The sequence below is a fragment of the Rhodococcus sp. ZPP genome (genome assembly GCF_017656075.1).
In the GTDB taxonomy this organism is placed as follows: Bacteria; Actinomycetota; Actinomycetes; order Mycobacteriales; family Mycobacteriaceae; genus Rhodococcus_F; species Rhodococcus_F oxybenzonivorans.
This window is the reverse complement of record NZ_CP058638.1, coordinates 5,966,954-5,980,887: the sequence shown is the minus strand read 5'-3', so window position 1 is coordinate 5,980,887 and position 13,934 is coordinate 5,966,954. Positions and strand designations below refer to the sequence as shown.

The 13,934-nt window shown below is 67.4% G+C and carries 13 protein-coding genes and 1 pseudogene; 3 read left to right on the top strand and 11 right to left on the bottom strand.

Annotation, left to right across the window (positions count from 1 at the left end):
• Positions 1-9 precede the first annotated feature (9 nt).
• From HYG77_RS27470 to HYG77_RS27435, 8 genes and pseudogenes are all read right to left on the bottom strand, one after another.
• The gene (locus HYG77_RS27470) at positions 10-888 is read right to left on the bottom strand and encodes a sucrase ferredoxin (RefSeq protein WP_208961207.1); all 879 of its coding nucleotides are present in this window, start codon (positions 886-888) and stop codon (positions 10-12) included.
• Between the two features lie 29 nt (positions 889-917).
• Positions 918-1,496: a YdeI/OmpD-associated family protein gene (locus tag HYG77_RS27465; protein ID WP_208961206.1), complete on the bottom strand. Its 579-nt coding sequence runs from the start codon at positions 1,494-1,496 to the stop codon at positions 918-920.
• Between the two features lie 10 nt (positions 1,497-1,506).
• Positions 1,507-2,010 carry a hypothetical protein gene (locus HYG77_RS27460; protein ID WP_109331464.1) on the bottom strand — a complete coding sequence of 168 codons (504 nt, stop codon included), beginning with the start codon at positions 2,008-2,010 and terminating at the stop codon, positions 1,507-1,509.
• 55 nt (positions 2,011-2,065) lie between these two features.
• The gene (locus HYG77_RS27455; RefSeq protein ID WP_109331467.1) at positions 2,066-3,040 is read right to left on the bottom strand and encodes a R2-like ligand-binding oxidase; all 975 of its coding nucleotides are present in this window, start codon (positions 3,038-3,040) and stop codon (positions 2,066-2,068) included.
• A gap of 147 nt (positions 3,041-3,187) precedes the next feature.
• On the bottom strand, positions 3,188-3,964 hold the full coding sequence (locus HYG77_RS27450) for an alpha/beta hydrolase (protein WP_109331468.1): 777 nt from the start codon (positions 3,962-3,964) through the stop codon (positions 3,188-3,190).
• Between the two features lie 84 nt (positions 3,965-4,048).
• Positions 4,049-4,645, bottom strand: coding sequence for a dihydrofolate reductase family protein (locus tag HYG77_RS27445; RefSeq protein WP_208961205.1), 597 nt, complete (start codon positions 4,643-4,645; stop codon positions 4,049-4,051).
• Positions 4,638-6,191, bottom strand: a complete 1,554-nt coding sequence (locus HYG77_RS27440) for a DNA polymerase Y family protein (RefSeq protein ID WP_109331470.1) — start codon at positions 6,189-6,191, stop codon at positions 4,638-4,640. Before HYG77_RS27440 ends, HYG77_RS27445 begins: the two co-directional genes overlap by 8 nt.
• Positions 6,188-7,053: pseudogene (locus HYG77_RS27435) on the bottom strand (hypothetical protein). Before HYG77_RS27435 ends, HYG77_RS27440 begins: the two are co-directional and overlap by 4 nt.
• Before the next feature lie 172 nt (positions 7,054-7,225).
• On the opposite strand from HYG77_RS27435, the gene HYG77_RS27430 reads away from it, so the two are divergent.
• On the top strand, positions 7,226-8,437 hold the full coding sequence (locus HYG77_RS27430) for a serine/threonine-protein kinase (RefSeq protein ID WP_109331477.1): 1,212 nt from the start codon (positions 7,226-7,228) through the stop codon (positions 8,435-8,437).
• A 13-nt stretch (positions 8,438-8,450) separates the two neighbouring features.
• On the opposite strand, the gene HYG77_RS27425 is transcribed toward HYG77_RS27430, so the two are convergent.
• Positions 8,451-9,110 (bottom strand): response regulator transcription factor, encoded by a 660-nt coding sequence (locus HYG77_RS27425; RefSeq protein ID WP_208961204.1) that lies wholly within the window; start codon positions 9,108-9,110, stop codon positions 8,451-8,453.
• Positions 9,107-10,414, bottom strand: a complete 1,308-nt coding sequence (locus HYG77_RS27420; RefSeq protein WP_208963545.1) for a PspC domain-containing protein — start codon at positions 10,412-10,414, stop codon at positions 9,107-9,109. Before HYG77_RS27420 ends, HYG77_RS27425 begins: the two co-directional genes overlap by 4 nt.
• 197 nt (positions 10,415-10,611) lie before the next feature.
• On the opposite strand from HYG77_RS27420, the gene HYG77_RS27415 reads away from it, so the two are divergent.
• Complete coding sequence (locus HYG77_RS27415; RefSeq protein WP_244373275.1) at positions 10,612-12,069, top strand: PspC domain-containing protein; 1,458 nt, start codon at positions 10,612-10,614, stop codon at positions 12,067-12,069.
• Complete coding sequence (locus HYG77_RS27410; RefSeq protein ID WP_208961202.1) at positions 12,047-12,286, top strand: hypothetical protein; 240 nt, start codon at positions 12,047-12,049, stop codon at positions 12,284-12,286. The genes HYG77_RS27415 and HYG77_RS27410 overlap by 23 nt, the downstream gene beginning before the upstream one ends.
• Positions 12,287-12,348: 62 nt before the next feature.
• Here the strand turns inward: HYG77_RS27410 and guaA are convergent, their stop codons facing one another.
• The gene (gene guaA / locus HYG77_RS27405) at positions 12,349-13,920 is read right to left on the bottom strand and encodes a glutamine-hydrolyzing GMP synthase (RefSeq protein ID WP_109331490.1); all 1,572 of its coding nucleotides are present in this window, start codon (positions 13,918-13,920) and stop codon (positions 12,349-12,351) included.
• Positions 13,921-13,934: the final 14 nt, after the last annotated feature.

Below are 13,934 nucleotides of genomic sequence, written 5' to 3'. Positions count from 1 at the left end.
CGCACTCGGTCAGCCCAGCGGGCGTACCCCGGTGGCGACGACGGGACGAACCGGTTTCGGTGCGGCTCCGCAACTGGGCGGCCTGGGCGCGAGTTCCCGCTCCTCCATATCGACGGACCACCGGCGTCCGTCGATGTGGGTGACCACCGACGCCCCGTCCACCGCCAGCTCGTTCGGGCCCGCGGTCACCAGTTCCCGGACCGCGAGTTCGGCCACCTGGCCCCGCTCGTCCCAGCAGCTTCGTCCCCGTAGTCCCTGCGCGTACACCTCGTCCCGGGCGGCGGCGCGCACCGCCTCGGCGCTCTGTTCCGCAGAGAGCCGGCCGTACGTATATCCGGTGGGCAGCAGAATCATCGACGGCGCGAACCGGTGTCCTCCCGTGTGCGAGCATTCCCACACGGTGTCGCCGAACTCCGTGGACAACCGGGCGGCGATGGGACGTCCCAGGACGGCACAGCACTGATCCCGTTTACCGTGCGCGCACACCAGCACCACCGGCTCCGCGACCGGCTCCCCCCACCGCGGAGCCGGACCGGCGACCACACCGAGGTCGAGGTCGAGGAGGTCGGCCGGACTGCCGATGTCCAGGCGTTCACACCAGGCCGACGCGGGATGCGAGTGTGCAAGGAGAACTGTGCGCCTCGCCGGATCGGTCGTGCTTCGTCCCGGCCGGCGGATGAACATGAACCGTACTCCCGCCGCCTTCGCACGGGCGTCGAGTTCCCCGGCGAGTTCGCTGCCCAGCGCGGTGCCGTCCACCACGTCCCGGCCCCACCCCCCCGGGTGTTCGAGACACACCCAGCCCGTGACGTGCGCCGCCGTTCCCGGCAGGGGTTCGTCGGCGGCGGACAGCGCGGAGCAGGTGGTAGAGGTGATCGTGTCGTTCACGAGGCCATTGTGTCAGGCCGATTTTTCGCTCAGTCGTGGAACTTGCGCCGTTCCGACAACTGCTGAACGAACTTCTCGATGCGCCGGGCACGCGTCTCCGGACGTTTCGCGTCCTGCAACCGGTAGATGACGGCGTAGCGGTTGTGGCTGTTCAGCGTCGCAAAGAACGCCTCGGCCTCCGGATTCTGCGCAAGGGCGGCAAGGAAGTCCTCCGGAATTTCAGCCGTCTTCTGTCCGGCATAGGCACGGTCCCACCGCCCGTCGGCTCTGGCCTTCTCCACTTCCACCGCTCCGGCAGCCTCGAGGGCCCCGGCGGCTTCCAGTTTCTCGGCATATTCGCGGTTGCGTTTCGACCACGGACTGCGCGCCGATCGTGGGGTGAACCGTTGGACATAGAAATTTTCGTCGACCCGGCGGACTTGGCTGTCGATCCAGCCGTAGCACAACGCCACCTCGAGTGCCTGGTCGTAGGTGATCGACGAGTGGGCCGATCCCTTCTTCGCCATCTTCAGCCAGATACCGGGTGAGGTGGCGTGATGAACTGCGAGCCACTGGCGGAATTCGATCTGCCCGGCGAAGTACTCGACCGGCAACTCTGCTGCACCCATGCGCCGGAATCTATCGGCCCCGTGCCCACACCCGCACGAAACCCTGCGACAGATACGCAAGCGAGCCGAGGGCCAGCACCCACTTGGTGATGCTGACCGCGGAAGTGGCGCGGACGGTGGCATCGGTGATGTGCTCCCGATGTGTCAGCAGATGCAGGCCGACGACATTCTCGACGTAGTCACCGGCCGCGGCCACGACCGGCGCAGCCGCCAGCATCTTTCGCGTTGTGGGCGACAACGGCGTCAACTCCGCCAGCCGTCGCGCACCCGTACGCAGAGCGACGGCGTAGATGGCGGGATGGACGAAGTCGGGATAGTAATGACTCCGATATCGCGCGGTCTCGGTGGCGTCCATGCCGTCGAGGATCGCGGTGTAGTCCCGGGCGGATCGGGCCGTCTGAATTTCGGCCACCCGGGGGGCAGCAGGACCGAGCAGTCGGGCGATATTCGCCTGTGAGATCACGAACGCGGCAGACCAGCCGAGGAGCTTGCGGTCGAGCGAGGTGAGCGCCATGGCCAGATCCTGCCATGGATCCCCGACGGTTGATCATCCCTTCGTCCGAGTCCGCTCAGCCTGCTGCCTCGGTCAGCGCCTTGGCGTCCTCCTCGCCGAACCGCTCCTCGAGCACCTCCGGGGAGTAGTCGAGGTCGATTTCCTCGACCGGCCGGCCGCGTGCCGACTCGATCGCCGAGAGGCGACGCTGCGCACGGTCCGCGGCGTAGGCCAGGAACTCGTCGTTGTCGAGACCGAACGGCTGAACCTCGAATTGTGCGTTGACCCAATCGATCATGCCCAGTGCCATCGGCATCAGCTCCGCCATCCGCTCCTGCACCACATTCCAGTTGTTGTCGTCGGCCGCGACATGCCGTCGGCAGGTGAAGGTTCCCCAGGCCATGTGACGACGTTCGTCGTCGCCGATCCGCTTGACGAGATCCTGCATGCCGGGGAGTATCCCGCGGGTCGCGCACACCTTCTGCCAGGCGTAGTACCCGGTCAGCGCAAGACTGCCCTCGATGACATGGTTATAGGTGACGCTGGCGCGAATCTGGTTGGCGGGGCTCGGATCCGTCTCGAGAACGCCCAGAGATCCGGGAAGCTCCTCGTAGAACAATTGGCGGTAGTACGGATTGTCGGCGACGAACGGATGCAAGTCCTGCGTGAGCCCGACCGCGTCCATCCACAACCGGAACACCTGCGTGTGCTTGGCCTCTTCGAAGCAGAACTGAGTCAGGTACATCTCGTCACCGAACCGGCCCTCTGCGGCCATCGCCTTCATGAAGGGCTGAATGTCCTCGGTGACCGCCTCCTCACCGGCGATGAACTGCGCACACAGGTACGTCGCGCTCCGCTGCTGCTCGCTGTTCAGCTCCTCCCAGTCCTGCGCATCCCGGCTGAAATCGAGCTCGACGGGATTCCAGAACTTGGCGTTCCCCTTGGTGAACAGTCGCAGCGGAAAGGCGTCCCAGTTCAGGCCGCCGGAACGGAGCGAACTGAATCCCTCCCTGCCGGGTGCGTACGGTCGTCCGGGTGTGATCGTCGACATCTCGTGCCTTCTTCCCGATGTGCAGATACATCTGTGCAGCCGGGGCCGAGCCCCCGCTTCTACTCCACGCTAGTCCTGCCCAGGCCGCTGCGGGTTTACATTTGCGGACTTTTGTCTGAATCCGGCCTACGGTGAAGCAGCGCACGCTCAGTTCGGCTCGGACTCCATCAGGAACGGCATCGCCGCCGCCTCGAACTCGTCGTACCGATCACGGTGAATGCTGTGTCCCCCGGGGAAAACCACCACCCGGCATCTCGGTATCGCGGCGACTGCGGATTCGAGTCGACGGGCATCCACCATCCCGCCGGGACCGCCGCGCAGGATCAGTGTGTCCGCCTCGATCCGTGGCAGCTGGTCCCACCACAACGGGTCCGGGCGGCGGAACTGCTCGAGCGCCGAGCGTGTCATCGACCGGTCGAAGGCGAACACAGCCCGCGGGTGCCGGATCAGGCTCGTCGTCGCATGCCACAGCTCCGGCAGGGACGGCAGCCTGTTCGAGAAGACCTGCTCCGGGTCACCTGGCCGCAGCGGAAGTGGGGCCTCCTCGATGACCAACCGCCGCACCAGCTCGGGGCGGGTCTGGGCGGCGAGTGAGGCGGCATGACCACCGAGCGAATGACCGACGAGATCGACCTGCGACAGGCCCAGGTTGTCGCACACTTCCACCACATCGGAACCGAACTCTTCGAACAGGTACGACGCAGCGCGGGCACTGCGACCGTGTCCCCGTAGATCGAGCACGACGACCCGGCGCCCGCGGGAGACCAGCGCCCGCATGAACCGATCCCACGTTCCGCCGTCACCGCCCATTCCGTGCACGAGAACCACGGGCACGAGATGAGCAGCCGGGCCACTGCGCACTCCGCTGTCGCGGTACGCGATGGCGACACCGGTGCGGGTCGCGGTCGTCCTGCTCGTCTCCACGAGAAACAAGCCTAGGCGGACGGCCGCGCGGCCCCGCCCTGACCTCCCGAGCCGTACGGGCGGTCCGTCCGTTCGCAAGGATGTTCACAGTGTGGCGGGGACGACCCGATAACGCAGCGTCACGATCCCCGACTCGTACCCCTTCGCCTCGAGGAGCGTGAGGGCGTGCATCCCGGTGTCCTCGTCGAGAAGACGCTGCCCGCGCCCCAGCAGCACCGGCACCACGCGCAACTGAATCTCGTCGACCAGATCTGCCGCGAGTAGCGACTTGGCCAGGGTGACACTCCCCCACACGACCATGTCACCACCGGGCTCCCGCAGCAACTGCCGCACCCGCTCGACCACGTTCCCGTCGTACACCTGCGCCGGTTCCCACGATCCCCACGGCGCCCTGCCGAGGGTGGACGAAAACACGAGCTTGGGAAGCGTGTTCACCACCTCGGCCACCACCTCGCCTTCCGCGGTGGGCCAGTACTCGACGAACATCTGATAGGTGTTGCGGCCCAACAGAACCAGATCCACGTCGGCGAGAAGATCTATGTTGTCCCGATCGACCTCACCGAAATCGGACACCGCCTCGAAGAAGTCGAGCTCGCCCGACGGCCCGGCGACGAACCCGTCGAGAGTGGTCAGTTCCTGCACGATCACCCGGCGAATTGCGGGCGTAGACACCTCACTCATAGATTCCCTCCACCGTCCACCGATCCGCCGTGCAGATCACCAGCAGCGCCCGCGACTCCTCGAGCAGCACCTGCGCCCTGGCCGCCGTCCGGGCGGCGGGCGGATCCCACCACCGCTCGTCCACCGGCCACGGTCCCGCCCATCCGCACACCGTCCATTCTTTACTCCCCCAGCGCAACCGGGCGGGAGGCGCACTGAACACACCGCGTTCCGTGACCGTCACGGCAGCACCCCGTGCGTCCACGATGCCGACCTCGGGATGTGCCGTCAACACAGCGGAAGGTGCCGGTTCGGGAAGCGTTCCCGGCCACGGCTCCGACGGATCGGAACGAGGAATCAGCTCATCCCCCAACGGCAGCAGGGTGATGCGCTCCGCCGGACCCCGCCCACCACTGAGAACACCCACCTGCACGGCCTCCCCGCCGAGAAGTCCCTGCACCCGCACCAGGGCTCGCCGGGCCCTCTCGTCCTGATCTCCGACTCCACCCCACAGCCCCAACTGCAGGGCTCCGGAAGCCACCACCTCCACCGGCTCGAGCCGCAGGACCGCGATACCCGCGGTGGGACGCTTCTCGCTGCGCCCGGTCAACCACCCGTCCAACTGCCACCGCACCCGGTCCGCCGTCGCCTCCGGCGTCAACGGCTCCGCGCATCGCCACGTCCGGGACAACTGCTCCCCGTTGCCGGTGATTGCCGACACCGACAGCCGAGTACAGGCCACCCCTGCGTCGGACAGCGTGCGGTGCAGTTTCTCCGCCAACGCCCTGCCTGCGAACGCTGCGGCGTCGACCCGTTCGATCACGGGGTCGCAGTGTTCTTCCACCTCCAGGTCGGGAGGTAGCGATCGCGCCGACGGGGGACGCTCCGGCTCACCCCGCGCCGCACGATGGGCAAGCACCGCGTCGGTTCCGAAGCGGGACGCCACATCACCTGCCGGCAGCGCCGCGAAGGCGCCGATGGTGCGCAGTCCCAGACGGTGCAGCAGATCGACCAGTTCACCACGGTGAACTGCCGCGAGACTGGGTTCGGCAGCCAGTTCCCTCATCGGCAGCGGCGCCAGGAACTCCGCTCCCCGGCCGGGAGGCACGAGCACCCCTCTGCGAGCGGCGATCACGGCCGTGGACAGTTGATCGGCAATGCCCACCTGACACTCGACCCCCACAGCCGACACCTGGTCCACCAACCGCTCCGCAGCGGCTTCCTCGGAGCCGAAGTATCTGCTGACACCCCGCGCCGACAACACCACGAGCCCGGGACGCAGCACCTCGACTCCGGGAGCCACGGCGTCGATGGTCGCGGCAACCGGCTCGAACAACCGAGCGTCCCGCTCGGCATCCGCGGTCACCACGTGCAACCGGGGGCACCGGGCCTGGGACTCGCGGCGACGCAGTCCCCGGTGCACCCCGTCCGCCCGGGCCGTCGCCGAACAGGCCACCACACGATTACCCGATGTCACCGCCACCGGATGAGTGGGCGGGAGGTCCACGGCTGCAGCAGCTGCGACCGCAGGCCAGTCGGGACACCACAACGCCACTACGCGGCTCACAGCCCCACCACTTCCGCCGCTTCCGGAAAGCCTGCCTCCGGGAGAGCGGTGTCCGGCGTGTTCACCCACTCCACTCGACCCTGCGCCGAACGCACGTCCAGCCGGGTGGTGCGCGGCTGAAACGACCGCCCCCCGGGCGCACACCGCCAGGCTGAGGGAACGTAGCCGGCCGCACCCCCGTTCCTGAGATCCCTTGCCCAGTCCCGCATATCCGCGGACACGGGCATCCAGTCGCATCTCAGCACCGTCCCAGTGTCCGTCGGTGACCACCAGGGTCGAACCCTTGCTCCGCGCGCGGGCCACCACCGCGCGGGCACGGGACGGCGCCACCGAGGCTCCACCCAGGCCGAGTACCACCAGATCCATACCGTCCAGCAGCACCGCGGCGATCTCCACCGGATCAGCTCCGGGGTCGGGAATAAGAGCGAGGCGTTCGAGCTGCGCCCCCATCTCGACAGCGGCGAGCAACCCGAGCTGGGGATGCCCGATCACAGCGACATGTCCCCCGTCTGCGGTGACCGACGCGACCAGCCCCAGCAGAAGCGAGGTGGCACCGGAAACCGATACCACGGAACCCCGCACCAGCCCGCCTCTCGGAAGAAGGTCGGCCAGCGCAGCCGGAACCGGAAGCACTCCGGCCGTGTCCGAATCGGGGGCCGAAGACTTGCCCGGTGTGTGCAGCGCTCCCCTCCATCGGAGCGCGATTCGCCACCGATTCCCCGCGAGCGGGGACCGCCGCCATCCTTCGCCGGAGGAAGTCCAGACGCTCCTGACGGGAGAGCCCCGACAACTCCGGCGGCGCAGCAGACTCCGGAACTGCGGCCACATCAGCCAACTCGACACCCCTGTCACTCGGCACCAACAGCGGTCGGCAACCACGGGGAAGACGCGGCTCGAACAGACGCTACGTTCGAACGTATTTTCGAACTCGTTTCCAGTAAAGCCGGTCGGTGAGTGCCCGTCAAGTGGACCACGTATTCGCAGGTCAGGAGCGTCACACCGCCCGTGTCCGCATCATCCTCTAACCTGAACGCGTGACTGAGCAGGCGCAGAGCGAAAGGGGCATCGGACCCGAATACCTGGTGGCGGGAAGGTACCGTCTGAGGTCCAAACTGGGCGGCGGCGGCATGGGTGCCGTGTGGCTGGCGAGAGACACCCTGCTTCACCGGGACGTAGCCGTCAAACAGGTCACCACGACGGCCGGACTCGACCCCGACGAGGCCCGCCGCGTCCGTGAACGCACCCTCCGGGAAGGGCGCAACGCCGCCAAACTCACCCACCGCCATTCCATTGCGATGTACGACGTGGCGCTCGAAGCCGGGGAGCCCTGGCTGGTCATGGAATACCTACCGTCCCGCAGCCTCGCCCAGGCGATGAACATCGCCGACACGCTGCCGCCCCTCGAGGTGGCTCAGATCGGTGCGCAGGTGGCGGACGCCCTGGTGGCCGCGCACGCCGCGGGCATCGTGCACCGGGACATCAAACCGGGCAACATCCTCGTCGCCGACCGGGGCCGGGAACTCGGCACCGTCAAGATCAGTGACTTCGGCATCGCCCGGGCCAAGGGCGACGCCGCCGAATCCACGAACGGCGTCATCACCGGAACACCCGCGTATTTCTCCCCCGAGGTTGCCCGCGGCCAGGATCCCACCGAGGCCAGCGATGTCTTCTCCCTCGGGTCCACTCTGTATACCGTGGTCGAGGGGCAGCCGCCGTTCGGCATCGATTCCGACTCCATCGCACTCCTGCATCGCGTCGCGAAGGCCGAGATCTACCGCCCGGCCAAGGCCGGGCCGCTCACCGAAACGCTGTTGCACCTACTCGAACCCGACCCGGCGCGGCGTCCCACGATGGCCGAGGCCCGCGACGCGCTGGCTCGGGTGGCCATGGGCGGGGACGGTGATGTCGCCCACCTCGTCGGCTCACCCGTCTACTCCGCCGACGGCACGATTCCCTCCTGGGCCCACCGTTCCACTCCGTTGCCCCCTCCGCACCGCCGGAGCAAGATCGGCTCCACTCAGGCCGGCCTCCCCGCGGTGCCCCAGAGCACGCCCTTGAAGAACGTTCCCCGCCCGCTGGGCAAACTGCAGTGGCCGCCGCGGCCCACTCCGCCCGCCCCCGGCGCACCCGAACCCACGGTCCGCGATCAGGTGGTGGCGTGGGCACCGATCGCCATGGGCGTGATGGTCGCCATCTTGATACTGGCCGTGCTCGTCGCCGTGGTCGTCCTGCTGGCCCAGCCCTGAGCGGCCGTACGTATCAGTCGATCCGACGACGGTGCGCCCACCGGGTCAGCGCATTGCGGTTCGACTGCTGCGTCTTGCGCAGCACGTTGGATGCATGGGTTTCCACCGTCTTCACCGAGATGACCAGTTCCTCGGCGATCTCACGGTACGTGTACCCCCGCGCGAGCAGCCGCAGTACTTCCATCTCGCGCGGGGTGAGCGAATCGAGTTCCGGGTCCAGCTGCGGTTCGGGAGCATTGGAGCGGCCGGTGAAGGAGTCCAGCACGAATCCGGCCAGCCTCGGGCTGAACACGGCGTCACCGCCGGCGACCCGGCGCACTCCGTCGGCCAGCTCCCCACCCGAGATCGTCTTGGTCACGTAACCGCGGGCACCCGCCCGGATCACGGCGATCACATCCTCGGCGGCGTCGGACACACTCAGCGCCAGACACACCGGGCCCTCCTCGATGCCGCGCAACACGGCGACACCACCACCGTCGGGCATGTGAACGTCGAGGAGGACGACGTGCGGGGCGGTGGCGTTGATACCCGACACCGCCTCTGCCACACCGCCGGCCTCCCCCACGACCTCCATGTCTGCTTCCCGTCCGAGTTCGGCACGCACACCGGACCGGAAGACGGCGTGATCATCTACGAGATAGACGCGATACGGCGGTGTTTCAGGCAAGCTCACTGTGGCTGTTCCTCGGCGTGGACGGTATTGTCGCCCCACTCTAGGCCAGCGTCGTCCGTAATCTCGGTAGCTTCCGCCCCGGCCTTGGCATGGCCGTTTCGCGGCATGGAGATCCGGACCTCGGTGCCCTTGCCGGGCGCCGACCGCACGTCCACGTGTCCACCCCGGCGATCGATCCGCCCGCGGATCGACTTCGCCAGTCCCTGCCGATCCGGCGGCACCTCGTCGATGTCGAAGCCGACACCACGGTCCCGGACGAACACACTGACCTGTTCGCGCTCCGCCTCGGCGAAGAGGTTGATGTCGGTCTCGCCGGAATGCTTGGCCGCGTTGACGAGTGCCTCCCGCGTCGCACCGAGTAAGGCTGTGAAGCTTTCCTTCGACAGCCCCTCTCCTGTCCCCTCCACATCGAGGGAGACGTCGCCCACCGTCACCGGCCGCACCGTCACACCGTGCTGGTCCTCGACCTCACCGGCGATGATGCGCAGCGCCTCCGCGAGACTCGACTGGTCGGCGTCACCGCCGCCGAACAACCACTTGCGCAGTTCGCGTTCCTGTCCGCGCGCGAGCCGGGCCACCTCCTGTGGGTGATCTGCCTGCTTCTGGATCAGCGCCAGCGTCTGCAGGACCGAGTCGTGCAGATGGGAGGCGATCTCCTCACGCTCCTCGTTGCGAATTCTCGCTGCCCGTTCCGCTCCGAGGGCACGCCACAGCCGCAACCACAGTGGCACGGTCAGTAGTCCGGCGCCGACAAGGGTCACCACGACCGCCAGCAACGACGACCGCAAGGCCTCCAGATCGACCTGAGCGAGGATCACCACGCCCAGCCCGGAGACGATCAGTGTCACGCCACCGAGAACCCGCGCCCACGTGAGAACGGTGGGCCGCTGCGGCAGCCCGATCACGGTGCGCGGGCCCTCCGAATCGAATTCCCGCCACACCAACGCCGCACCCACCGCGACCACGATGATCGGCGCAATCACCGATCCTGCACGGCCACTGAACAACCACGACAATGCGGAGGCACCAGCGAGACCGATGGCGATCAGGCCGATGGCCCTGCGTCGTTCGGACGCGCTGGGCTTCTCCGTGTCGGCACCCGCCGACGTGAAGATCCACAGGAGGCCGTACCCGACGATGCCGGCACCGGCCAGCGCCGCCAGAGCGGCGAACACGACGCGCACCTTCAGGACGTCGACACCCAGCTGATCGGCGATTCCGCCCGCGACACCACCGACGACACGACCCGCAGCCCGGCGTTCGAGCCGCGGCATCGGCACATCGCCCGGCGCCACCGGTGGCATCAGCGGGCCACCACCGGTCTGCGCTGCAGAAGGCACGGCGTTCGACACAGATTGCACATACTCGATACTGGCACGATCACCCCGCCCGGGCATCAGGGTCCAACCCTGACTTCGCGGACCGGCACGGCCCATTCCGGGCGGAAAGATCAGGGTAGTTCCCGATGTACGCGCGGGGCGTCGGCCGCAACGATGGTCGTATGAGCAATGGGAGTTTCCAAGAGCAGATGAACGATCTGTGGCGGACCCGGCCGGTGCGGTTGCCCGGGCGAGGTCACGTCGCCGGTGTCTGTGCGGGAATCGGATACCGTTACGGCGTCGATCCCGTACTGATACGAGTCGCTTTCGTGGTGTCGACCATCTTCGGCGGCGCCGGTGTACTCCTCTATCTGGTGTGCTGGCTCGGCCTCACCAAATCCGGTGACCCGGCCTCGCCGGCGGAGTCCCTCGTCGGCCGCGGCCACAGCTCGGATTCGGGCACCAAGACCGTCGTCCTCCTCGTCGCTCTCGCCATCGCCGCCAGCACGGTCGGGCCGTTCGGTGTCGGACTCGGCGGATCGGGTCTGATCAGCATGGCGTTGATGCTCGGCGGACTGTGGTTGTTGTATCAACGGCAACCGGTGCCGCCGCCCCTCCCGCCCGGGGTCGCACCGACCGGTGTCGGAACTGGCTATCCGGGCACGAGTTACGCCCCCGGACCGTTCGGCGGCAACCCGTTCGGCGCCGACCCGTATGGCGCCGGTGCCTACGGCGGCAGCGCGTACGGCGCCGGCCCGCACCCCACCTACAGTCCGTACACCAAGCTTCCCGATTCCTACACGCCGAGCCCCGCGGCCACTCCCACCGCGGACAGCACGGATCGAACGAACACACCGCCCCCCACCGAACCCCCAGCGAGCGAGCAGAAGACGGTGTCGTTCGAGAAGTCTCCGGAGCCGACCCCCAGCAGCTTCGCGCCTCCGACACCGTTCGCACCACTCGAACCACGTCCACCGGCCTGGGATCCGCTGGGAGTGGCCCCCTTCGCCTGGGACCTTCCCGAGCCGGCCGGAACTCCCACACCCGCCGCGGCACCCGGACGTAAGCACTCGCGCCTGACCACCATGGTCATCGGACTCGCCATCCTCGCCGCCGCAGCCGCGACGGCACTGTCGGTCGCCACCGGATCGGAATGGCTGAACCCGGGCCGTATCGGTGCCGTCGCCCTCGCCGTGATCGGCGCAGGCCTCGTAGTCGGAAGTGTTGTCCGCAAGGGCTACGGATTGCTCGTCGTCGCCGGACCACTGGTGGGATTCGTCGTTCTGGCCTCGCTCGTCGGCTCACTGAACTTCGACGGACGCAGCATGGGCGAACAGAGATGGGAGCCCATGTCGGCGGCCGACCTCGAGTCCGAATACTCGGGCGGTTTCGGCAGCTTCACCCTCGACCTCCGCAGGGTCGAGCTCACCGAGGACAAGACGGTGACCGTGAACGGGAACGGTGAGGTGATCGTGCTCCTGCCGCCGAAGATGAACGTCCGCAACGACTGCTCGGTTCAGGTCGGTGACAGCCAATGCCTACCCGACGGTCTCGACGGCGGAGCGGACGGACCGGGAGGACCCGTATTGAATCTCGACGTGAACGCACAATTCGGAAATGTGGAGGTGCGTCGTGGATGACATCGACGACACTCAGGACACCGGCACCACCTCACGGAAACGGCCGTCCCCGCTCCTGTTCCTCGCCGGTCTGGCAGCGCTACTCGTGAGCGGCTGGGCCCTCGTCGGTCCCTTTTCCCTCGAACCCCTCGCGAATGTCGAATTCCGCTGGCTGTTCGTCCTCGTCGCCGTGGTCGTCGGTGCAGTTCTCGTCTTCACACCGAATAGAAAGAGATAGCCCGGCAACACGAAAGCGCGGTGGGCGGGTCCTCGGACTCGCCCACCGCGCTTTTCAGTGCGTCACTCCCACTCGATGGTTCCCGGCGGCTTGCTGGTGATGTCGAGCACCACTCGGTTGACGTCGTGCACCTCATTGGTGATGCGGGTGGAGATGCGTTCGAGCACCTCGTACGGCACTCGCGTCCAGTCCGCCGTCATCGCGTCTTCACTCGACACGGGCCGCAACACGATCGGGTGACCGTACGTCCGCCCGTCACCCTGCACCCCTACGCTGCGGACGTCGGCCAACAGCACCACCGGGCACTGCCAGATCAACTTGTCCAGCCCGGCGACCGTCAACTCTTCGCGCGCAATGGAATCGGCGTGCCGCAGGATGTCGAGGCGCTCTTCGGTGACCTCGCCGATGATGCGGATACCGAGCCCCGGTCCCGGGAACGGCTGGCGTCCCACGATCTCCTCGGGAAGGCCGAGTTCGCGGCCGACGGCACGCACCTCGTCCTTGAACAGCAACCGAAGCGGTTCGACGAGCGTGAACTGCAAATCTTCCGGCAGCCCGCCCACATTGTGGTGACTCTTGATATTGGCGGTTCCGGTGCCGCCGCCCGACTCGACCACATCCGGGTAGAGCGTGCCCTGCACCAGGAAGTCGACGGTGTCACCGTGCGCAGCGTTTTCACCCAGCACGTCGCTGACTGCGCCCTCGAAGCTGCGAATGAACTCGCGGCCGATGATCTTGCGCTTGGTTTCGGGATCCGACACCCCGGCCAGGGCGCCGAGGAAGGTGTCCGCGGCATCGACGGTGATCAGTTTCGCACCTGTCGCAGCCACGAAGTCCTGTTCGACCTGCACTCGTTCGCCGGCACGCATCAAACCGTGATCGACGAACACACAGGTCAGTCGGTCGCCGATCGCGCGCTGCACGAGGGCTGCCGCGACCGCCGAATCGACGCCACCGGACAACCCACAGATCGCCTTGCCGTCTCCGACCTGCTCGCGCACCTGCTCGATCAGGGCGTCGGCAATGTTCGCGGCCGTCCACACCGGCGGAATGTTCGCGATCTCGTGCAGGAATCGGCTGAGTACCTGCTGGCCGTACGGCGAATGCAGGACCTCGGGGTGGTACTGCACTCCCGCGAGTTTGCGGGCCCGGTCCTCGAACGCGGCCACGGGGGCGCCCTCACTGGTCGCGGTCACCTCGAAGCCTTCCGGCGCTTCGGTGACCGCATCCCCGTGGCTCATCCACACCGGCTGGTTCTTGGGCAGGCCGTCATGCAGCAGCCCACCCTGCACCGTCAAGTCGGTGCGGCCGTACTCGCGTGTGCCCGTGTGCGCCACCGTGCCGCCGAGAGCGCCGGCCATGGCCTGAAATCCGTAGCAGATTCCGAACACCGGGACGTCCAGATCGAACAACGCCGGGTCCAGCTGCGGCGCACCCTCGGCATACACGCTCGACGGCCCACCCGAGAGCACCACGGCGAGAGGTTTCTTCGCCTCGATCTCCGCGACGGTCGCGGTGTGCGGGACCACCTCGGAGTAGACCTTCGCCTCACGCACCCGCCGGGCGATCAGCTGCGCGTACTGCGCGCCGAAGTCGACGACGAGGACGGGTCTCTGTTGCTCGATATCTGTCACCGGGTCAGTCTAAT